The sequence below is a fragment of the Microbacterium sp. CR_7 genome (assembly GCF_041954755.1).
Taxonomy (GTDB): domain Bacteria; phylum Actinomycetota; class Actinomycetes; order Actinomycetales; family Microbacteriaceae; genus Microbacterium.
Window position 1 is genome coordinate 96209 of record NZ_JAVAYF010000003.1, and the last position, 19640, is coordinate 115848.

A 19640-nucleotide genomic window follows, 5' to 3' on the forward strand; every position below is an offset into this window, starting at 1 on the left:
TCTATGGGAGCGCTCCCACGGATGTCAAGCGCGGGTTCGGCCGTCACGTTCTGCGGCCATGGGCACCTTCTGCGGCCCATTCCGGGGTTACAGACCGCAGAACGTGCATCCGTCCGCGATTCGTGACCCCGGCGAGTCGGCGTACCCTTGTCCGGTGCCCGACACCGAACTCTCCCCCGCCCTCGTCCGCGCCGCCTCGCTGATCCGCAGCATCCCGGACTACCCGGAACCGGGCATCATCTTCCGCGACATCACGCCGCTGCTGGCGGATGCCGAGGCGCTGCGTGTCACGACCGAAGCCATCATCGAGCCGTTCGCCGGGCAGTTCGACGTGGTCGCGGGCATCGAGGCGCGCGGATTCATCCTCGCCGGCGCCGCGGCGATCGCGGCGGGTGTCGGTCTCATCCCGATCCGCAAGGCCGGCAAGCTGCCTCGACCCGCGGCATCCGTCGACTACGCCCTCGAGTACGGCACGGCGACGATCGAGATGCACGACGATCTCCCCGCGGGGTCACGCGTGCTGCTCATCGACGACGTGCTCGCCACCGGTGGCACCCTCGCCGCCGGACGCCAGCTCGTCGAGCGCCTCGGCAGCCACGTCGCCGGGATCTCGGTGCTGTTCGAGATCGACGGCCTCGGCGGACGCGAGGCCATCGGCGACCTGCACACGGTCTTCCACTCCGCCTGACGCGCACCTCCCCGCCCTTCCTCGCCGACGCCCCTTCTGCCACGACGCCCCCGCTGAGCTACGACGCCCCTGCTGATTCACGTAACCGATCGGGGGCCTCGTAGCTCTGGAGGGGCGCGGACGAGCGCGACATCGACGCGCGGACGAGTGAGACCCGGGTAGGCGCCGCGCGAGGGCGACGCGCCCGGGACGGTAGACTGAAGTCGCCCGTCCGCCCGCGACTCCTGGAGCCGTCATGCCCACCATCGTCGTCGACGTCATGCCCAAGCCCGAACTGCTCGACCCGCAGGGGAAGGCCGTCTCCGGAGCGTTCGCGCGCCTCGGCGTCGAGGGCTTCACCGACGTCCGCATCGGCAAGCGCTTCGAGCTCACGGTCGAGGGCGAGGTCACCGAAGAGGTGCTCGCCGAGGCCCGTCGCATCGCCGACGAGGTGCTGTCGAACTCCGTGATCGAGGACGTCGTGGGCGTCGAGGTGGCGGAGTGACCACGCGCATCGGGGTCATCACGTTCCCGGGTTCGCTCGACGACCGCGACGCGCAGCGCGCCGTGCGCATCGCCGGAGCCGAGCCCGTCGCCCTGTGGCACGGATCGCACGACCTCGAGGGCGTCGACGCTCTCGTGCTGCCGGGCGGATTCAGCTACGGCGACTACCTGCGCGCGGGCGCGATCGCCGCGCTCTCGCCGATCATGGCCGAAGTGAAGGATGCCGCGGCGAAGGGCATGCCCGTGCTCGGCATCTGCAACGGATTCCAGATGCTCGTCGAGGCTCATCTGCTGCCCGGCGGCCTGATCCGCAACGACCACCAGCACTTCGTGCGCCGCGACCAGAGGCTCGTCGTCGAGAACTCCGACACCGCGTGGACCAACCGGTTCCGCACCGGCCAGGAGATCGTCATCCCGCTGAAGAACGCCGACGGCGGCTACATCGCCGACGACGAGACGCTCGACCGCATCGAGGGCGAGGGTCTCGTGGCGTTCCGCTACGCGGGCGTCAACCCCAACGGGTCGCTGCGCGACATCGCGGGTCTGACGAACGAGGCGGGCAACGTCGTCGGTCTCATGCCGCACCCCGAGCACGCCACCGAGCCGGGCTTCGGCCCCGACACGACCGCCGCGATGCGCAGCGGCGTCGACGGCCTCGACTTCTTCACGAGCGCGGTGGCCGCGGTCGCCCGCGTCGCCGCCTGACCTCTCCCGCGCGCTCGACTCACGAACTGCGTCGAGTCCCGGCCGAGCCACCCCTTTTCACGCGAGCCACCCCCGTGCGTACGGCACGCGCGGGGGTGGCTCGGCGCAAGAGGGGTGGCTCGGCGTACAGGTGCAGGTGGGGGTAGGGGTGGAGCGGGGAGCGCGCGTCAGCGGATGCCGAGCTCCTCGGCGACCACGAGGGCGGTGCCACCGAGCAGCACGATGTCGTCGCCGCGCACGGCCACGCGGATCTCGAAGTCGTCGGTGACGATCGCCAGCGCCTCGTGCTCGATAGCCGCCTTCGCCGCCTCGAGGAACACGTCGCCGACCACGTCCGGCGGCCCCGACAGCACGACCTGCTCGAGACCGAGAGCGGCCACGACCGGCGTGAGCACCCGTCCGAGCGCCCGACCGGCGGCGGCGAGCACCGCGTCGGTGTCGCCGGCGGCATCCGCCAGTCGGCGCCGCAGGAACGGGGTCGCCGCGACGACCTCGAGGCATCCGCGCCGACCGCAGCGGCACACCTCGCCGCCCTCCTCGACGAGCACGTGCCCGATCTCTCCCGCGGTGAATCGCTCGCCGGTCACGAGCGCTCCCGCGACGATCACGCCGCTTCCGATGCCCTGGCCGATGCGCACGAGGGCGAGGTTGTCGACGACCGGCTGCCCGTAGGTGCGGGCGGCGAGCGCGGCGGCGTTCGCATCGTTCGCCACGTGCACGGGCACGGGCACGACGGCCGACACGGCCGCGCCGACATCGAGGTCGTGCCAGTCGAACGCGACGGCTTCTCGCACGACGCCGTCGGCGTTCACGACGCCTGGTGATCCGATGCCGACGCCCAGCACGCGCACGGTCGACCGCTTCACGAGAGCGGATGCCAGCGCGCACACCTTCGCGAGCAGCTCGTCGCCGCGTGCACCGTCGGTCGGCACGACCATGGTGTGCACCACGTCGCCGACGAGGTTCATGATCGCGCCCGTCAGCTCGGCGTAGGCCGAGAGGTCGAGGGTGACGACGTGGTACGCGTCGGGGTTCAGCGCGATGAGCGTGCTCGGCTTGCCGACGCGGCCCTCGGGACTCGGACCGCTCTCGCGCACGATGCCCTCCGCGGCGAGATCGTCGACGATGCGCGACACGCTCACCCTGGTGAGTTCGGTCGCCCGCGCGAGGTCGGCGCGACTCATCGGGTCGCTGCGGAACAGCGTGCGCAGGATGAGGGAGCGATTGGCCCGCCGGGTGTGCTCCGGCAGGGCCTTCTCCCCTCCGGCCCTCACGAGATGCCCAGTTCGGCCGACAGCACCGCGACCAGCGGTCCCTGCAGCGCGAGCAGCGCGCCGTCCGACGCGATGTCGACGCCGATCGAGCTCGTCGTGGAGGGCAGCGTGCGCTCGGCCAGGTGCACGCGCGTGCGCTGCGCGAAGTCCTCGTCGTACACGTCCTCCGGCCCGACGATCACGACGTGCGTCGCACCGAGCAGCGAGATGATGGGCGCGACGGCGGCGGCGAGGGCATCCGCCGCGTCGTCGATCACGTCCGCCCGCTCCTCTCCCGCGTCGAGCCGGCGCCGCAGGGCCGGCACCGCGACGATCGCGTCGAGGCAGCCGGCGCGTCCGCAGAGGCACTCGGTCTGGCGGCGTGGGTCGACCACGACGTGCCCGATCTCGCCGGCTGTGAAGTCCATGCCGTCGATGAGGTTCTCGCCCACGATGAGCCCGGCACCGGCTCCGCGCTGGATCGTGACGATGAGGATGCTGCGGCCGTCGTTCTCGCGGAACGTGTGCACGGCCAGCGCCATGCCGTTCGCGTCGTTGACGACGTGCACCGGCAGGTCGAACCGGTCGCCGAGCGCTCCGCGCAGATCCGTGTCGAAGAGTCCGAGGTGCGGGGCGAAGCGCACGACGCCCTCCCGGTCGACGACGCCGGGGCTTCCGACGCCGATGCCGAGCACCGGGGCGGGAGCGAGGGCGAGGAGCTCCTCGGCGAGCGCGATGGCCTGCGCGACCGCGTCGGCTCCCCGCTCGGTCACGATGTCGACGCGCTTCTGGTGCACGACTCGACCCCGCAGGTTCATCACGGCACCGCGGAACGACAGGGTGTCGGACAGATCGAGGCTGATGATCGAGCGCGAGTCGTCGTCGATCGCCACGAGGGTGGCCGGCTTGCCGACGCGCACGTCGGTCGAGTGCCCGAGCTCGGTGAGGATGCCGTGCTCGATGAGGTCGGCGACGATCGCCGACACGGTGACCTTGTTCAGCCCCGATCCACGCGCGATGTCGGCGCGGCTGCGGGGCCCGTCGTGGAAGAGGCTCTGCAGCAGCATGGCCCGATTGCGCAGGCGGTTGTGCTCGGGGAGCGCCTTGGTCGTGATGCGGAGATCGGCCACAGCCCATTGTCTCCCGACGCGCCGATCCGTCCAGCCCGGCTCCCGAGCAGCCGGAACGGCGGACGGATCGGCGTGCGGCGCGACGGACGGATCGGCCTCGTGATCGGCATCCATCCCCCGCGCTCAGCCCTTGACGGCGCCGGCCGACATGCCGGTGACGAGGTTGCGCTGGATGATCATGAAGAACACCACGACGGGGAGCGAGAAGAGCGTGGCCGCGGCCATCTGCCCGCCGTAGTCGGTGCCCATGTCGCCGCCCACCGAGACGGTGAAGGAGTTCAACCACACCGGCAGCGTGTAGCTCGCCTGGTCCTTCATGAACGTGAACGCGACGATGTAGTCGTTCCACGCGGCGATGAACGCGAACACGCTGCTCGACACGATGCCCGGCATGACCAGAGGGAACAGCACGCGGGTGAGCACCTGCCAGGTCGAGGCGCCGTCGATGCGTGCCGCCTCGTCGATCTCGATCGGGATCGCGAGGAAGAAGCCGCGCATGACCCAGATGGAGAACGGCAGCACGCTTGCGACGTACGCGAAGATCAGTCCCCAGTAGGTGCCGAGGAGCCCCATCGAGTTGAAGATGAGGAACTGCGGGATGAGCAGCGCGGTGCCGGGGAGCATCTGCACGATGAGGATGAGCACGAGGATCGGGCGGCGCCCGCGGAAGCGGAATCGCGACAGCGCGGCCGCCGCGAAGATGCCGAGCACGATCGCGAAGATCACCGCTCCGGCGACCACGATCACGGAGTTCTGCAGGTAGACGAGGAACTGCCCCTTGCCGATCGCCGTGAAGAAGTTGTCGAGCGTGGGCGCCTCGGGGAGGAAGTGCGGCGTGGTGCTGAGCATCTCCGACCGCGGCTTGAACGCGGTGTTCACCATCCAGTAGACGGGGAACGCCCACACGACGCAGAAGACGATCGCGATGGTGCTGCTGATCCAGGGGCGCCGACGCAGGCGGCGGGTGCGGGTGGTCATCAGAGGTCCTCTCCCGAGCGCACGAGGTTCCGGATGTACAGGGCGCTGAGCGCCGCGAGGATGATCGTCGAGGCGACCGCGATCGCCGACCCGGTGCCGATCTGCAGGTTGCCCGAGAACGCCGTCGTGTAGGTGAAGACGCCGAGGGTCGAGGTCGCGCCGTTCGGTCCGCCCTCAGAGATGAGCCAGATCTGGTTGAAGACGTTGAAGTCCCAGATGATCGAGAGCATCGTCACCAGCAGGAGCGTGGGGGCGATCGAGGGCAGCACCACCACGCGGTAGACCGTCCACTCCGAGGCGCCGTCGAGGCGCGCGGCCTCCTTCAGCTCGACCGCGACCTGGGTCTCGGCGGCGTACAGCGTGAGGGCGATGAACGGCACCGCGCCCCAGACGACCAGCAGCCAGATGCAGATCCAGGCGAGCACGGGGTCGGACGCCCAGTCGCGGCTGGTCATGTCGCCGAAGACGCGCAGCTGCGTCAGCATCCAGTTGATGACGCCGTACTGCGGCTGGAACAGCCACGACCACACGATCGACGAGGCGACGTTGGGCATCGCCCAGGCGAGGATCAGCACGACCGTCGTGACGTGCCGGAGAGACGTGGGCAGACGGGTCATCAGGTGCGACATGCCGGCGCCGATCGCGACGCTGCCCACGACGAGCGCCGCGGTGAAGACGATCGTGCGGAGGAGCGAGAGCCAGAAGCCCTCGTCCGCCAGCACGGCGGCGTACTGGTCGAGTCCGACGACGTCGAAGGCGCCCGTGAACAGGGTGCGCTGGTTGTAGTTCGTGAACGACGTGAAGACGAGGAACCCGATGGGCAGCAGCGTCACGAACACGATCATGAGACCCGCGGGGGTCAGCAGCCAGAACGGCGCGGACGACCGGGTGGTGCCGCCGGAGCGTCGCGCGGGAGCGGCGCGGTGCGGGGAGGATGCGGGAGCCGGCGGGGACTCGACTGCGGTGGTGGCCAAGGGCTCGCCTTTCGTCGGAGCGGACGGGCCGTCGGAGAGGCGGCCGGGAGGTCGAGGGGAGGGATGCCGCGCGCTCGGCGCGAGCGCGCGGCATCCCGGGGGTCACTTGATGTTGAGCGTCTTGTCGGCGTCGGCGTCGAAGTCCTTCGCCGCGTCCTCGACGCTCTTCGACCCGGAGGCGATGGCGGAGAACAGGCCGTTGATGGCCTTGTTGCTCTCGATCGTCGTCCAGTTCGCGTTGGCCGGCGTGGCCTTCGACCGCAGGGCGGCGGTGAAGAAGCTCGACCGCACCTCGTCGACCGACTCCTGAGCGAACTCGATGCCCTCGACGCTGTTCGGGATCCACCCGTCGACGCCGTACACGTAGTCCTTCTGGATGTCGGGGCTCGTCGCGATCTTCACCCAGTTCAGCGCCAGGTCGGAGTTCTTCGACTTCACAGGCACGGCCCAGTCGGAACCGCCGAGCATGACCGGCTGCGCCTCGCCCGAGATGCCGGGCAGCGGGAACGTGCCGAGGTCGGCCTCGAGGTCGGGGTTGATCTTGAGGATCGCGCCGGTGTTCGTGTTGAGGATCGCAGAGGTCTTGCCGTCGGCGAAGAGCTGGCTCTGGTTCGGCTCGAACGTGTCGAGGGTCGCGGATGCTGCAGTCGAGTACTCGTTCTGGAACTCCTTGAAGGCCGTCAGGCCCTCGATCGCCTCATCGGACGAGAAGCCCGACTTCCACTCGCCGTCGTCGTCGGTCGCGATGTCGCCCCCGGCGTCCCACACGAACTGCATGCCCGCGTAGAAGTACTGGCCGGGGAGGTAGAACGCCGAGAAGTCGGAGGTCTGGGCGTTGGCGGCCTTCACCTTGTCGAGGGCGGCCGTGAGCTCGTCGAACGTCGTGGGCACCTCGGTGACCCCGGCTGCCGCCCACATCGCCTTGTTGTAGATGACGGCACGGGCGCCGGCGAAGCCCGGTACGCCGTACAGGTCGCCGTCGATCGTCGCGGGGTCGACGAGTCCGTCGAGCCAGGTCTGGCCCTGCGCGAGGTCGTCCTTGTACGGGGTGAGGTCGAGCAAGCCGCCGGTCGCCGCGTAGCTCGCGATCTGCGTGTTGCCCACATCGACGACGTCGGGCGGGGTGTCGGTGGCGAGGGCCGTGGTCAGCTTGGTGGTGATGCCGTCCCAGGTCTGCGACTGGATGGTGACCTCGGCTCCGGTCTGCTTCGTGAACTCCTCGTTGATCGCCGCGAGGGTCTCTTCGGTGTAGTCGTTCTGCATGACCCAGACGGTGAGGGTCTCGCCCTTGCCGTCGACCTCGGGGACCTTGCCGTCGCCGGGGGCGCCGGCGTTGCCGGTGCCGGCGGAACCCGAGCACGCGCTGAGCGCGAGGACGGAGGCGATGCCCAATGCACCGACTGCCGCCATTTTCTTGATTGCCACGTGAATCTCCTTGGTAGGTGGGATACCGCATTCGGATACGTCGATGTGTCGAGCGGTGAAAGTTAGTACACATCTGTTGCATATCCTTTGTCAATCATTATGTTGGTATTAGTTGAACCGTGACGTTTCCGCAATATGACGGCGATGTTTCGCCTTCGGGCCCTGCAGTCGCCGCGTGAATTAGGTCACTTTATTTACTAACTATTAGGGCATGTAACCAACTAATTCATGCCACCGCGAAATCACCAGGGAGTCGCCGAGAAATGCCCACCCTTCTACCCCGTCCCGCCCATCAGGAATTCACCGACGGGGAGTTCGAACTCACCCGCGACAGCGCCCTGTCGACCCACCCCGACCTCGCCCAGCCGGCGCAGCGGCTCCAGGAGCGGCTGCGCGCGGCGACCGGCTTCCTGCTGCCGCTCGAGGTCTCGGAGGAGGCATCCGACACCTCCCTCGCGATCCGGCTCGACCTCGACCCGGCGCTCGCGGCCGAGGGCTTCGAGCTCGAGACGACGCCCCGGGCCGTCCGCATCGCCGCCGCGACCGATCGCGGCGCGCACTGGGCTGCGCAGGCGCTGTTGCAGCTGTTCCCCGCCGCGGTCAACCGCCGGTCGCCGGCCCCCGGCATCCGCTGGACCGCCCCCGCCACCCGCGTCGCCGACGCGCCGAAGTTCCCCTGGCGCGGTGCGATGCTCGACGTGGTGCGCCACTTCGCCCCGACCCGCGACGTGCTGCGGTTCATAGACCTGCTCGCGATGCACCGCCTCAATACGCTGCACCTGCACCTGACCGACGACCAGGGCTGGCGCGTCGAGATCGCCCGCTACCCGCGCCTCACCGAAGTAGGCGGGTGGCGCCCCGAGACGCAGCTCGGCGCAGCGCACGGCTCCGACACCGACGGCCGGCCGCACGGCGGCTTCTACACGCAGGACGACATCCGCGAGATCGTCGCCTACGCGGGCGCGCGCGGCATCACCGTCGTCCCCGAGATCGAGCTTCCGGGGCACGCGCAGGCCGCGGTCGCCGCGTACCCCGAGCTCGGGGTCGGCGACAGCGCGCCGACCACCCCGTGGACGCTGTGGGGCATCAACCCGGTGATCTTCAACGTCGAGGAGTCGACCATCGGGTTCCTCTGCGACGTGCTCGACGAGGTGATCGACCTCTTCCCCTCCGAGTACATCTGCATCGGCGGCGACGAGTGCCCGAAGATCCAGTGGGTGGAGGACGAGCGCACTCAGGAGCGGATGCGGGAACTCGGCCTGCACGACGAGGAGGAGCTGCAGAGCTGGTTCGTCAGCCGCATCGGCCAGCACCTGGCATCCCGCGGCCGCAAGCTGCTCGGGTGGGACGAGATCCTCGAGGGCGGCCTCGCCGACGGCGCGACCGTCCTGTCGTGGCGCGGACGCGTGGGCGCACTGACCGCTGCCCGGTCGGGCAACGACGTCGTGGCCTGCCCCGAGGACACGGTGTACCTCGACTACCGCGAGTCCGACCTGCCGTCGGAGCCGATCCCCACCGGCACCGTCACGACCGTCGAGAAGGCCTACTCGTTCGACCCCGTCCCCGCCGAGCTCGACGCCGAGCAGGCGACGCACGTGCTGGGCGGACAGGCCAACCTCTGGACCGAGCACATCGACTCGATGCGCGGCCTCGACTACCGCGCGTTCCCCCGCCTCTCGGCCGTCGCCGAGGCGCTGTGGACCACCGGCGACCGCGACTACGAGGAATTCGCACCGCGCCTGGCCGAGCACCTCGCACGTCTGGATGCCGCGGGCGTCGAGTACCGGCATGCTGACGGCCCGCGTCCGTGGCAGGAGCGACCGGGCGTCAGCGGACGGACGCGGTCGGTCGAGGAGGCGGCCGCGCACCTCGCCCGCATCACCGCCAACATCGGCTGAGCGACCAGGACTCCCGCGCGAGCCCGCCTCCCCCTTACCGTCGAGCCACCCCCTTCGCGACGAGCCACCCCCGTGCGTGCGACACGAACCGGGGTGGTTCGGCGCGAGAGGGGTGGCTCGGCGTGCATGCCTGGGCGGGGCGTGCCGGGCCGGGCGCGGCGCGCGCGGGTCAGGGGGCGGGGAGCGTGAAGGGGTTGTCGCCCGCGGCGGCGAGCAGATACCAGGCCGTCGTACCGGTGTGCAGGCTCGCGTAGTAGAGGTCGCCGAATCCGGAGTCGAGGCCGTCGGTCGAGGTCGCGACGATCCCCTTGCCGTCGCCGTTCGGCGCATCGCGCTGGGCGAGGCGGATGCTGTCGAGCAGCGACTCCGCGGCATCCGCATCGCCGAGTCCGTCGCGCAGTCGCAGCGCCAGCGCCAGGTGCCCGCTGCCCTCGAACCAGACCTTGGAGACGTCGACGTCGCTGATCGACGGACCGCTGTACGGGCCGTCGGTGGCGATGAGGTTCGAGAGGGTCCAGTCGAGGGCGGCGCCGAAGCGGGCGTCGCCCGTGCCGAGGTAGCTCCAGGTCTGCGCATCGAGCGGCTTGGGGTGCGTGTTGACGGTGCTGCCGTCGAGCAGGGTACCGGTGTCGACGTGTCCGTCCGCGGACTGCATCGCCGCGACGAAGTCGGCCGCGATCGTCGAGCGCTGTGCCCACACCGGGTCGCCCGTGAGCGCCGCGAGTTGCCCGAAGAATCCCGCGATGTCGCTGTTGTGCTCGGTGGACTTCCACACGAGGGAGGTGCCGTCCTCGAGCTGTCCGCCCGTGTAACCGTAGGGGGCACGCGCCATGTCGGCGGTGTTCGTCTGGATCCACTGCGCGATGTCGAGGGCCCCGTCGAGGTACTTCTGCTCGCCGGTCGCGTGGAATAGACGCGCGAGCGCCATCCCGACCCACGCCTGGTTGCCGGTGAAGGTACCGGGTCCCGTGATCTCCATGCGCCCCTGACGGATGCCGTGCGGCTCGTACGAGGTGCGCACCCGGCCGTCGCCGATCGGGTCGTTCTCCTGCACGAAAAGGAGGGTGTCGCCGATCGCCTGCGCGCGCCGCAGATCGTCGGGCAGTCCGCGCGCCGTGTAGGCGATGATCACGAGGGCATCGTCGTAGACGAACGACGGAGTGAAGTCCCAGGTCGGAAGGTCGGTGAAGAAGCCACCCTGATAGCTGCGCGGAAGGCACATCCCGGCTCCATCGCAGAACTCGTCGACGCGCCCGTCGAGGAACTCGTAGGCGAGCGATACGGAGAGGCTGGGGTCGGGCACGTTCGCCCCCGAAGCCGGGTCGTCGGCCGAGGCGACGGCGGTGGAGATGACGGTCGCGGCACCGGCGAGCACGGTCGTCGCGACGACCATCGCAGCGACCATCCGTCTCACGGGACGGCGCGCGGTACCGGACATCATGACCCCCTCGGTCGGAACCGCGCGATGCGACAGCGCGGGCGACCTGCAGGTCACGGCAGAATCTTGGCATTCCGGATGGGGGCGCAGTAGTGGCGAAGGTCTATGTTCCTGCATCCATCCGTCCAGCGGCGCTCTGGTCATCGCGGAGGTGCGCGGGTAGCATCCGTGCCATGCCCATCGCACTGGAGAACGTCGGCATCGCCGTCCGCGACCTCGATGAGGCCATCGCCTTCTTCACCGACCTCGGTCTGACCGTCGTCGGTCGCGACGAGGTGAGCGGCGAGTGGGCGTCGACGGCCGTCGGACTCGACGGAAACCACGCCAGGATCGCGGTGCTCCAGACGCCGGACGGCCACGGACAGCTGGAGTTCTTCGAGTACATCCACCCGGACGCGATCGAGACCGAGCCGACCCGGCCGAACGAGATCGGGATGCACCGGGTCGCGTTCTCCGTCGATGACATCGACGAATCGCTGGCGATCGCCGCGAGCCACGGATGTCTTCCGCTGCGGGGCGTCGCGAACTACCAGGACGTGTACCGACTCACCTACGTGCGCGGCCCGAGCGGCATCATCGTGATGCTCGCGCAGGATCTCACGAAGACGCGCGCCGACGCCGAGGAGCCTTCCCCCGGGCACTAGCCGAGCGCCGGCGGCCAGAAGCCGATCAGCACCGCCATCACCACGACCGTCACGAGCTCGTGCGCGATGTTCATGACGGTCAGCGCGGTCGGCCGCCCCTCGAAGGCGTCGTGCGTGATGAACCGTGCGGCGGTGAATCCCGCCCACAGCAGCACGGCCGTGACGATCGTGCCCCAGAAGAACGATCCGCCGTAGAAGTGCCACGCGATCGCGGACGCGCCGGCCAGCACCCACCCCGCGCCGGCAAGGAACGAAACGATTCGATCCGCGCTCTCCCTTTCCATTAGCCTGGTGCCATGGCACAGCTTGAGCAGATCGCAGCCCCCGGTTCCGAGTGGTGGCGCAGCGCCGTCATCTACCAGATCTACCCCCGCTCGTTCGCCGACGCCTCGGGCGACGGCATCGGCGACCTGCCCGGCATCACGAGCCGCCTCGACTCGCTGAAGGAGCTCGGCGTCGACGCGATCTGGCTGAGCCCGTTCATGACGAGCCCGCAGCGCGACGCCGGCTACGACGTCGCCGACTACCGCGACGTCGATCCCCTGTTCGGCACGCTCGACGACTTCGACACCATGCTGAACGAGGCGCACCGCCGCGGCATCCGCGTCATCGTCGACCTCGTGCCGAACCACTCCTCGGCGCAGCACGCGTGGTTCCAGGCGGCCCTCAAGGCAGCGCCCGGCAGCCCGGAGCGCGCCCGCTACATCTTCCGCGACGGCAAGGGCGAGAACGGCGAACTGCCGCCGAACAACTGGGAGTCGGTGTTCGGCGGGGGCATGTGGGAGCGCGTGACCGAGGCCGACGGGACGCCCGGCCAGTGGTACCTGCACATCTTCGACCCCACGCAGCCCGACTTCGACTGGACGAACGAGGAGGTCCGCGAGGAGTTCCGCTCGATCCTGCGCTTCTGGCTCGATCGCGGGGTCGACGGCTTCCGCGTCGACGTGGCGCACGGCATGATCAAGGCCGACGGCCTGCCCGACTACACCCCGCCGGCCGACGCCGACTCCATGGGCGGCGGCGAGGCGAACGTGCCGTACTGGGGCCAGGACGGAGTGCACGACATCTACCGCGACTGGCACCGCGTGCTCGCCGAGTACGACGGCGACCGCGCACTGTGCGGCGAGGCCTGGATGCCGACGCTGAAGCAGACCGCGCTGTGGGTGCGCCCCGACGAGATGCACCAGACGTTCAACTTCCCCTACCTCATGACCGAGTGGGATGCCGAGGCGCTGCGCGACGTCATCCGCGAATCGCTCGAGGAGTTCGGCGCGGTCGGGGCCCCCAGCACCTGGGTGCTGTCGAACCACGACGTCGTGCGGCACGCCTCGCGCCTCGCGCTCACCGAGGAGAACCCGCAGGGAGACGGCATCGGCCCGCTCACGCCGAACAAGCCCGACACCGCGATCGGCCTCGCCCGGGGCCGCGCCGCGACGACCGTCATGCTCGCGCTCCCCGGTTCGGCGTACCTCTATCAGGGCGAGGAGCTCGGGCTGCCCGAGGCGATGGAGATCCCCGACGCGTTCCGCCAGGACCCGACCTGGTTCCGCACCAACGGCGAGCGCTACGGTCGCGACGGATGCCGCGTGCCGATCCCGTGGGAGGCCGACGCCCCGGCGTTCGGCTTCAACGAGAGCGGCGCGTCGTGGCTCCCGCAGCCGGCGGACTGGGCGACCTACGCCCGCGACGTCGAGGAGAAGGACGAGACCTCGACCCTCGCGCTCTACCGGCGGCTGCTCGCCGTGCGCAAGGAGCACGGCTTCGGATCGGGTTCGCTCGTGTGGGAGGACGCGGGCGCGGATGCCGTCGCCTTCCGCCGCGGTGCGGTGCACGTCGTCGCGAACCTGGGCACGGAGCCGCTCGACCTGCCCGCCGGCGCCACGGTGCTCGTCGCGAGTCAGCCGTTCGACGGCGACGCGCTGCCCGTCGACACGGCCGTCTGGTACACGACGGCCTGACCCGGCATCCCTTTCCTCCGTCGAGACCCACCACCCGCGTCGAGACCCACCAGCAGCTCCGTGCGGGGTGGTGGGCCTGGACGCGGGAGGTGGGTTTCGGCGCAAGGAAGGCGGGGGCGAGAGCCAGAGGATGTGTCGAGGAAGGCGTGGGATGCTGGACGCATGGCGACCGACATCCCCTCCGTCCTGTTCGTGTGCGTGCACAACGCGGGCCGCTCGCAGATGGCGGCGGGATTCCTGCGCGACATCGCCGGCGACCGCATCGAGGTGCGCTCGGCCGGATCGCTGCCCGCCGAGCACATCAACCCGGTCGCGGTCGAGGCGATGGCGGAGCTCGGCATCGACATCACCGCCGAGTCGCCGAAGGTGTTGACGACGGATGCCGTGCAGGCGTCCGACGTGGTGATCACGATGGGATGCGGTGACGCGTGCCCCTTCTTCCCCGGGAAGCGCTACGAGGACTGGGCGCTCGACGACCCGGCCGGTCAGGGGATCGAGGCCGTGCGGCCGATCCGCGACGACATCCGAGCCCGCATCCGCGCTCTCGCCGCCGACCTCCTGACCTGACGCCCGCCCCCTGCCTTTCGCCGAGCCACCCCTTTCGCGCCGAAACCCCCCGGTACGTGCGGTGTGCACCGGGGGGGTTCGGCGACAACAGGGTGGCTCGGCGATGCTCGCACCGCGGGCGCCGAACCCGGAGAAGCCGGATCAGGGGACGATCAGGCCCGCGGTCTTCTCCTGCGCGAGCTGGAAGCGCCGCTGCACGTCCTCCCAGTTCACGATCTCCCAGAAGGCCTTCACGTAGTCGGCGCGCACGTTGAGGTAGTCGAGGTAGTAGGCGTGCTCCCACACGTCGAGCTGCAGCAGCGGAGTGACGCCGAGCGGCGCGTTGCCCTGCTGGTCGAACAGCTGGAAGATCACGGGGCGGGCGCCGACCGAGTCCCAGGCGAGCACGGCCCAGCCGGATCCCTGCACGCCGAGCGCCGTGGCGGTGAAGTGCGCGCGGAACGCGTCGATCGATCCGAACGCGTCGTCGAGCGCCGCCGACAGTTCGCCCTCGGGGTTGCCGCCGCCCTCCGGCGACAGGTTCTGCCAGAACACCGAGTGATTGATGTGACCGCCGAGGTTGAACGCGAGATCCTTCTCGAGCTTGTTCACGGCGGCGAGGTCGCCCGCGTCGCGCGCGGCCGCCAGGTGCTCGAGCGCCGTGTTCGCGCCGGTGACATAGGCCTGGTGGTGCTTCGAGTGGTGCAGCTCCATGATCTTGCCGGAGATGTGCGGGGCGAGCGCCGAGTAGTCGTACGGCAGCTCGGGGAGGGTGTACGGAGTGGACATGTGATTCCTTCCTTCGGTGGTCTGGAGACGGAGCCGGTCAGTCCTGCTGGGCGGGCAGCGAGTGGAAGCGGCGGTCGATGTAGACGAGCGGGCGTCCGGGCTGGCCGAGCAGCACCTCGTCGACCTCGGCGATCACGACGGTCGACGATCCGACGGCCACCGTGGTCATCGGGTGGCAGCGCATCGCGACGCGCGCCTCGCGCAGGTACGGCTCGCCGGTGGGCAGGGCGCTCCAGCCCTGCGCGTCGGTGAAGCGCTCCGCGCCGCTGATCGCGAAGCTCTGCGCGAGGTCGGAGTGCTCGTCGTCGATCAGGTGCACGACGAAGCTGTCGGACGACAGGATCGCCCCGGCGCTGCCGGTGGCGCGGGTCACCGAGAACACGATCGCCGCCGGATCTACCGCGACGGACGCGACGCTGGATGCCGTGAGCCCCACCGGTCCGTCGGGGGTCGTCGCCGTGATGATGGCGACGCCGGCGGGATGCTGTCGGAACGCGGCCTTGAGTCCTTCGCCGACGGGCGAGGGCACCGGTGCGGGCGGCGGTGTGGTGGTCATTCGTGTGCCTCCTGCGGCGGGAGTGCGGCGATGATCGGGTGGTCGTGCTCGATCATGCCGACCTTTGCGGCGCCACCGGGGGATCCGATGTCGTCGAAGAACTCGACGTTCGCCTTGTAGTAGTCCTGCCATTCTGGGGGCAGATCGTCTTCGTAGAAGATCGCCTCGACGGGGCAGACCGGTTCGCACGCCCCGCAGTCGACGCATTCGTCGGGGTGGATGTAGAGCGAGCGCTCGCCCTCGTAGATGCAGTCGACCGGGCATTCGTCGATGCAGGCGCGGTCCTTGACGTCGACGCAGGGCAGCGCGATCACGTAGGTCATCGAGTGGTCTTCCTCCGAGTCACGGTTTCCACCGTAAGACCTCAAGTACACTTGAGGTCAAATCATGGAGACCCCTTGACAGCGCACAGCGATCCCGACAGCGCGCCGCACGCCGCCGACGAGCCGCTCACGATCGGCGAGATGAGCCGACGCACCGGCGTCGCCCCCTCGGCCCTGCACTTCTACGAGAGTCTGGGCCTCATCGCCTCGACCCGCACGCCGGGCAACCAGCGCCGGTACGCCAGGCACATGCTGCGCCGGGTGTCGCTCATCACGGTCGCGAAGCGCCTCGGCATCCCCCTCTCCGACGTGCAGGAGGCGTTCGCCGACGTCCCCCTCACGCAGACCCCGAGCCACGTCGACTGGCAGCGCGCATCGCGCCGGTGGAAGCGCGAGCTCGAGAAGCGCCGGGAGGGCATCGAGCGCCTCGAACGCGAGCTGACCGGATGCATCGGCTGCGGCTGCCTGTCGATGAAGGCGTGCGGGCTGCTCAACCCCGACGACGCGCTCGGCAGCCAGGGCGCGGGACCCCAACGCCTGCAGGACTGAGGCGGGCCCGTCAGCGTGACCCCGTGTTGCGCTCGAGATGCGGGCGGACGCCACGGAGTCATAGCGTCGCGAGAGACCCGCTCCTCGTCGCGCGCGACGGTGCGGGAGAATCCAGCCCTGACGCGAGAGCAGCGCCCATGCCCTTCCCCGACTACGCCCCCGACAAGCAGTGGATCGTCGTCGACACCGACACCGGGATCGACGACGCGCACTCGCTGCTGTACCTGCTCGCGCAGCCCGACGTCGAGATCGTCGGGATCACGACGGTCTACGGCAACTGCGCCGTCGAGGACTCGGCGCGCAACGTCGCATACGTGCTCGACATCGCCGACGCCCCGGAGATCCCGATCCACCTCGGCGCGAGCGTCCCGCTCGACGGCGATGCCTCGATCGCCTGGTTCGTGCACGGTCACGACGGTCTCGGCGACCGCGGGTTCGAGCGCCCCGAGCCGATCCTCGCAGAGGAGTCGGCCGCCGACTACCTGGTGCGCATCGCCAACGAGCACCCCGGGCAGATCGACCTGCACCCGCTCGGGCCCCTCACGAACATCGCGCTCGCGCTGGAGAAGGATCCCGAGCTGTTCCTCAAATTCCGATCCGTCGTGATCATGGGCGGGGCCGGCCCCTACCCCGCGCCAGGGGACGCGACCGTGACCGACGCGAACACCCACAACGACCGTGCGGCGGCCGAGCGCGTGTTCGGAGCGGTGAATCGCGGAAACGTGATCATGGTCGGTGTGAACGTCACATCTCGCGCCCTCCTCGAGGAGCACGTCACCTCCACGCTTCTGAACGCGGAACTCCCGGCGGCCCGATTCGCGGGAACCATCCTCGACGCCTACAACGACTTCTACCAGTACAAGTGGGGCCGTCGGATCTCCGCCGCCCACGACGGTCTCGCGTCGGTGGTCCTGCACCGCCCCGAGATCGTCACGGGCTGGATAGAGGGACCGGTCGACTTCACCCCGGCCGCGGGGTCGCTCGCCACCCGCGTCGCGCTCACCAGCGACGGCCTCCCGCTCGCCTGGGGCACGCCCGACGGGCCGACCACCCGCGCGATCACCGCGTTCGACCTCGAGGAGTTCCGTCGTCGGTTCGTGCACGCGCTCACCTACGGTCGCACGCGCGCGGCGCTGGACACCGCCGGGCGCACACCACCGGCCGGATGGCCGAACTCCGCTCCGTCCGGGATCCCCGAGCTCTCGACGCCTGCCCCCGCCCAGCCGTGAGCACTCCTGTCCGCGAAGACGACCAGCCTGCTGGCGCCGACCTCCCGGCATCCCTCCGGCTCGCGACCGCAGCAGCATCCGCAGCTTCGCCGGCCGGCGAGCAGCGCACCGTCGCCTGGGACTTCCCGGCACCTCCGCAGGACATCGTCGACGCCGTGCGCACGGCGTACGGTCTGAGGGTCGTCGAAGACCGCTCCGCCCCAGATCCGCGTTCCCTCCCCGCCTTCGCGACGCTGGCCGCGCACGCCAGGTCCGAGCAGGTGATCCGCACTCTCGCCCGCCGGACGAATCTCGCACTGCCCGCGGCGGACGCCCTGGTGATCGGCGACGGGACGCTCGCGACCACGATCGCCCGTGCACTGCGCCACGGCGGCACCCGCGTGCGACGAGGCGTGCTCGATCCCGTTGCCGCCCTGCGCTCTCATCTCGACGGCGAACAACGGGCGGTCGCCCCCTGGACGGGCGCCGACCTCGTCGTCGTCACCGGCGAAGGACACCAGCCCGTCGATCCGAGCACGCTGCGCGGCGTCCTCATCGACGCGTCCGTGTCGGGTACGGGCACGGGCGATGTCGGAACACGCGGCGAGGTCGTCCGCCCTTTCGTGCGCAGACTCGGACCGGGCTCGTGGATCGTCGATGCGCCCGAGGTGCACGCGAGCGCATCCGGCCCGTCCCGTATCACCGACGCACTGATAGCCCTGTCGGTCCTGGTCGGACCGGTCACGGATGCCGAGGCCCGGCGTGCCGCCGACCTCCGCCTCGCCGAGCTGGTGCTGTCGTGACCGGGCGCATCGCCGCCCCCGGCCGGTGGCGAGAGGGCGCGGATCGCATCTCCTGGGCGCGGGAGTTCATGCCTGCGACGACGACGCTCGGCGCCGAACTGGCCACGAGCGGGCGCGTGCGCGGCATCCGCATCGGCGTCTCCGACGTGCTCGAGCCGAAGACCGCGTCCGTCGCCCTGCTGCTGGCCGAGGCGGGCGCGGAGGTCTCGGTCTCCTGCGTCGGCCGTGACACCGACGACGCCATCGCGGCAGCGCTCGCGCACGCGGGCATCCCCACCTACGCGCATCGGGGAGCGACCGAGGCAGAGGATCGCGAGAACGTGCTCTCGCTGCTCTCCCACCGACCGGAGGTGATCGTCGACGACGGCGCGCAGACGATCCGCCTCGCGCACACCGAGCGACCCGACCTCCTGCCAGCGATGGCCGGGGCGACCGAGCAGACGACGAGCGGCGTCCGTCCGCTGCGCACGATGGAACGCGAGGGCGCACTGCGCATCCCCGTCGTCGCCGCCAACGACGCACGCACGAAGTCACTGTTCGACAACGCGCACGGCACCGGCCAGTCCGTCGTTCTCGCGGTGGCCGATCTGCTCGACGAGCCCTGGGGCGGGATCGACGTGGTGGTCGTGGGGTTCGGTCGCGTCGGCAGCGGCGTCGCCCGCCACGCCGCTGCTCTCGGGGCGCGTGTCACCGTGACCGAGGTCGACCCCGTGGCGGCGCTGCAAGCGGCCTACGCCGGGTACTCGGTGGAGGCTCTGGCGCGGGCGGCGACCCACGCCGACGTGCTCATCTCGACGACGGGAGTCGCACACACCGTCACCGCGGATGACCTGTCGCGCCTGCCCGACGGTGCGGCAGTGGCGGTCGGAGGAGGGGCCGCACAGGAGATCTCCCTGCAGCACGCGTTCCGGGACGGCGCCGAGGAGACCTCGCGGTCAGGAGCGGTCTCCCGCCTCCGGCTCGCGAACGGACGGACCATCCGCGTGCTGGACGACGGCCACTGCCTCAACGTCAGCGCGGCGGAAGGCAACCCGATCCCGGTGATGGATCTGTCGTTCGGCGTGCAGCTCTCCGCCGTCGACCACCTGCTCGTCGAACGGGGCCGCCTCGCACCGGGTGTCCATCTGCTCCCGAGCGCGGCCGACGACCGCGTCGCGGCGATCGCCCTGCGGGCTCTCGGCGGCGGAGTGGACTCGATCTCCGACGCGCAGCGCGCGCACCTCTCGTCCTGGCGGCCGCCCGCCGCCGACCGCGACCCGTTCCCCGTCACCGACCCCTGAGAAGACCCGACA

General features: G+C 70.2%; 20 protein-coding genes and 1 pseudogene. 11 read left to right on the plus strand and 10 right to left on the minus strand.

What is annotated here, in order from left to right:
- Positions 1–154 precede the first annotated feature (154 nt).
- The 3 genes from RAC81_RS06545 to purQ all read left to right on the plus strand — a co-directional run bounded on the left by RAC81_RS06545 (position 155) and on the right by purQ (position 1876).
- Positions 155–688, plus strand: coding sequence for an adenine phosphoribosyltransferase (locus tag RAC81_RS06545; protein ID WP_375081600.1), 534 nt, complete (start codon positions 155–157; stop codon positions 686–688).
- A 235-nt stretch (positions 689–923) separates the two neighbouring features.
- Positions 924–1172 carry a phosphoribosylformylglycinamidine synthase subunit PurS gene (gene purS / locus RAC81_RS06550; RefSeq protein ID WP_251584381.1) on the plus strand — a complete coding sequence of 83 codons (249 nt, stop codon included), beginning with the start codon at positions 924–926 and terminating at the stop codon, positions 1170–1172.
- Positions 1169–1876, plus strand: a complete 708-nt coding sequence (gene purQ / locus RAC81_RS06555; RefSeq protein ID WP_375081601.1) for a phosphoribosylformylglycinamidine synthase subunit PurQ — start codon at positions 1169–1171, stop codon at positions 1874–1876. The genes purS and purQ overlap by 4 nt, the downstream gene beginning before the upstream one ends.
- Before the next feature lie 167 nt (positions 1877–2043).
- Here the strand turns inward: purQ and RAC81_RS06560 are convergent, their stop codons facing one another.
- The 5 genes from RAC81_RS06560 to RAC81_RS06580 all read right to left on the minus strand — a co-directional run bounded on the left by RAC81_RS06560 (position 2044) and on the right by RAC81_RS06580 (position 7636).
- Positions 2044–3150 carry an ROK family protein gene (locus tag RAC81_RS06560; protein ID WP_375081602.1) on the minus strand — a complete coding sequence of 369 codons (1107 nt, stop codon included), beginning with the start codon at positions 3148–3150 and terminating at the stop codon, positions 2044–2046.
- Positions 3147–4373 (minus strand): ROK family protein, encoded by a 1227-nt coding sequence (locus RAC81_RS06565; RefSeq protein ID WP_375081603.1) that lies wholly within the window; start codon positions 4371–4373, stop codon positions 3147–3149. Before RAC81_RS06565 ends, RAC81_RS06560 begins: the two co-directional genes overlap by 4 nt.
- 9 nt (positions 4374–4382) lie before the next feature.
- Positions 4383–5237 carry a carbohydrate ABC transporter permease gene (locus tag RAC81_RS06570; RefSeq protein ID WP_375081604.1) on the minus strand — a complete coding sequence of 285 codons (855 nt, stop codon included), beginning with the start codon at positions 5235–5237 and terminating at the stop codon, positions 4383–4385.
- Positions 5237–6211 (minus strand): carbohydrate ABC transporter permease, encoded by a 975-nt coding sequence (locus RAC81_RS06575; protein ID WP_375081605.1) that lies wholly within the window; start codon positions 6209–6211, stop codon positions 5237–5239. The genes RAC81_RS06570 and RAC81_RS06575 overlap by 1 nt, the downstream gene beginning before the upstream one ends.
- Before the next feature lie 102 nt (positions 6212–6313).
- Positions 6314–7636, minus strand: coding sequence for an extracellular solute-binding protein (locus RAC81_RS06580; protein ID WP_375081606.1), 1323 nt, complete (start codon positions 7634–7636; stop codon positions 6314–6316).
- Between the two features lie 263 nt (positions 7637–7899).
- Between RAC81_RS06580 and RAC81_RS06585 the strand changes: the two genes are divergently transcribed.
- Positions 7900–9534 (plus strand): beta-N-acetylhexosaminidase, encoded by a 1635-nt coding sequence (locus RAC81_RS06585; RefSeq protein WP_375081607.1) that lies wholly within the window; start codon positions 7900–7902, stop codon positions 9532–9534.
- A 169-nt stretch (positions 9535–9703) separates the two neighbouring features.
- Here RAC81_RS06585 and RAC81_RS06590 read toward each other — a convergent pair whose 3' ends face one another.
- Positions 9704–10939: a hypothetical protein gene (locus tag RAC81_RS06590; protein ID WP_375081608.1), complete on the minus strand. Its 1236-nt coding sequence runs from the start codon at positions 10937–10939 to the stop codon at positions 9704–9706.
- A 206-nt stretch (positions 10940–11145) separates the two neighbouring features.
- Between RAC81_RS06590 and RAC81_RS06595 the strand changes: the two genes are divergently transcribed.
- On the plus strand, positions 11146–11616 hold the full coding sequence (locus RAC81_RS06595; RefSeq protein ID WP_375081609.1) for a VOC family protein: 471 nt from the start codon (positions 11146–11148) through the stop codon (positions 11614–11616).
- Here RAC81_RS06595 and RAC81_RS06600 read toward each other — a convergent pair.
- Positions 11613–11876 (minus strand): annotated as a pseudogene (locus RAC81_RS06600) (DUF1761 domain-containing protein); the annotation flags it as partial. The gene RAC81_RS06595 and the pseudogene RAC81_RS06600 sit on opposite strands and share 4 nt — an antisense overlap.
- A 36-nt stretch (positions 11877–11912) precedes the next feature.
- Between RAC81_RS06600 and RAC81_RS06605 the strand changes: the two are divergent.
- Positions 11913–13574 (plus strand): glycoside hydrolase family 13 protein, encoded by a 1662-nt coding sequence (locus RAC81_RS06605; protein WP_375081610.1) that lies wholly within the window; start codon positions 11913–11915, stop codon positions 13572–13574.
- A gap of 162 nt (positions 13575–13736) precedes the next feature.
- Entirely contained in the window at positions 13737–14141 is a 405-nt protein-coding gene (locus RAC81_RS06610; protein WP_375081611.1) for an arsenate reductase ArsC, read from the plus strand.
- Between the two features lie 141 nt (positions 14142–14282).
- On the opposite strand, the gene RAC81_RS06615 is transcribed toward RAC81_RS06610, so the two are convergent.
- The 3 genes from RAC81_RS06615 to fdxA are packed head-to-tail and all read right to left on the minus strand — an operon-like array spanning position 14283 to position 15788.
- On the minus strand, positions 14283–14909 hold the full coding sequence (locus RAC81_RS06615) for a superoxide dismutase (protein ID WP_375081612.1): 627 nt from the start codon (positions 14907–14909) through the stop codon (positions 14283–14285).
- Positions 14910–14946: 37 nt separating this feature from the next.
- Complete coding sequence (locus tag RAC81_RS06620; RefSeq protein ID WP_375081613.1) at positions 14947–15465, minus strand: flavin reductase family protein; 519 nt, start codon at positions 15463–15465, stop codon at positions 14947–14949.
- On the minus strand, positions 15462–15788 hold the full coding sequence (gene fdxA / locus RAC81_RS06625; protein WP_341935763.1) for a ferredoxin: 327 nt from the start codon (positions 15786–15788) through the stop codon (positions 15462–15464). The genes RAC81_RS06620 and fdxA overlap by 4 nt, the downstream gene beginning before the upstream one ends.
- 75 nt (positions 15789–15863) lie before the next feature.
- On the opposite strand from fdxA, the gene soxR reads away from it, so the two are divergent.
- From soxR to RAC81_RS06645, 4 genes are all read left to right on the plus strand, one after another.
- On the plus strand, positions 15864–16337 hold the full coding sequence (soxR, locus tag RAC81_RS06630) for a redox-sensitive transcriptional activator SoxR (protein ID WP_375081614.1): 474 nt from the start codon (positions 15864–15866) through the stop codon (positions 16335–16337).
- Positions 16338–16474: 137 nt separating this feature from the next.
- The gene (locus RAC81_RS06635; protein WP_375081615.1) at positions 16475–17566 is read left to right on the plus strand and encodes a nucleoside hydrolase; all 1092 of its coding nucleotides are present in this window, start codon (positions 16475–16477) and stop codon (positions 17564–17566) included.
- Positions 17563–18348, plus strand: coding sequence for a hypothetical protein (locus RAC81_RS06640; RefSeq protein ID WP_375081616.1), 786 nt, complete (start codon positions 17563–17565; stop codon positions 18346–18348). The genes RAC81_RS06635 and RAC81_RS06640 overlap by 4 nt, the downstream gene beginning before the upstream one ends.
- On the plus strand, positions 18345–19628 hold the full coding sequence (locus tag RAC81_RS06645) for an adenosylhomocysteinase (RefSeq protein WP_375081617.1): 1284 nt from the start codon (positions 18345–18347) through the stop codon (positions 19626–19628). The genes RAC81_RS06640 and RAC81_RS06645 overlap by 4 nt, the downstream gene beginning before the upstream one ends.
- Positions 19629–19640: the final 12 nt, after the last annotated feature.

Bases quoted from the DNA above. Each gene is read 5' to 3' on its own strand.
- purS (WP_251584381.1), top strand. From the start codon at position 924: ATGCCCACCATCGTCGTCGACGTCATGCCCAAGCCCGAACTGCTCGAC.
- RAC81_RS06565 (WP_375081603.1), bottom strand. From the start codon at position 4,373: ATGGATGCCGATCACGAGGCCGATCCGTCCGTCGCGCCGCACGCCGAT.
- RAC81_RS06570 (WP_375081604.1), bottom strand. From the start codon at position 5,237: ATGACCACCCGCACCCGCCGCCTGCGTCGGCGCCCCTGGATCAGCAGC.
- RAC81_RS06585 (WP_375081607.1), top strand. From the start codon at position 7,900: ATGCCCACCCTTCTACCCCGTCCCGCCCATCAGGAATTCACCGACGGG.
- RAC81_RS06590 (WP_375081608.1), bottom strand. From the start codon at position 10,939: ATGGTCGCTGCGATGGTCGTCGCGACGACCGTGCTCGCCGGTGCCGCG.
- RAC81_RS06595 (WP_375081609.1), top strand. From the start codon at position 11,146: ATGCCCATCGCACTGGAGAACGTCGGCATCGCCGTCCGCGACCTCGAT.
- RAC81_RS06605 (WP_375081610.1), top strand. From the start codon at position 11,913: ATGGCACAGCTTGAGCAGATCGCAGCCCCCGGTTCCGAGTGGTGGCGC.
- RAC81_RS06610 (WP_375081611.1), top strand. From the start codon at position 13,737: ATGGCGACCGACATCCCCTCCGTCCTGTTCGTGTGCGTGCACAACGCG.
- RAC81_RS06615 (WP_375081612.1), bottom strand. From the start codon at position 14,909: ATGTCCACTCCGTACACCCTCCCCGAGCTGCCGTACGACTACTCGGCG.
- RAC81_RS06620 (WP_375081613.1), bottom strand. From the start codon at position 15,465: ATGACCACCACACCGCCGCCCGCACCGGTGCCCTCGCCCGTCGGCGAA.
- fdxA (WP_341935763.1), bottom strand. From the start codon at position 15,788: ATGACCTACGTGATCGCGCTGCCCTGCGTCGACGTCAAGGACCGCGCC.
- RAC81_RS06635 (WP_375081615.1), top strand. From the start codon at position 16,475: ATGCCCTTCCCCGACTACGCCCCCGACAAGCAGTGGATCGTCGTCGAC.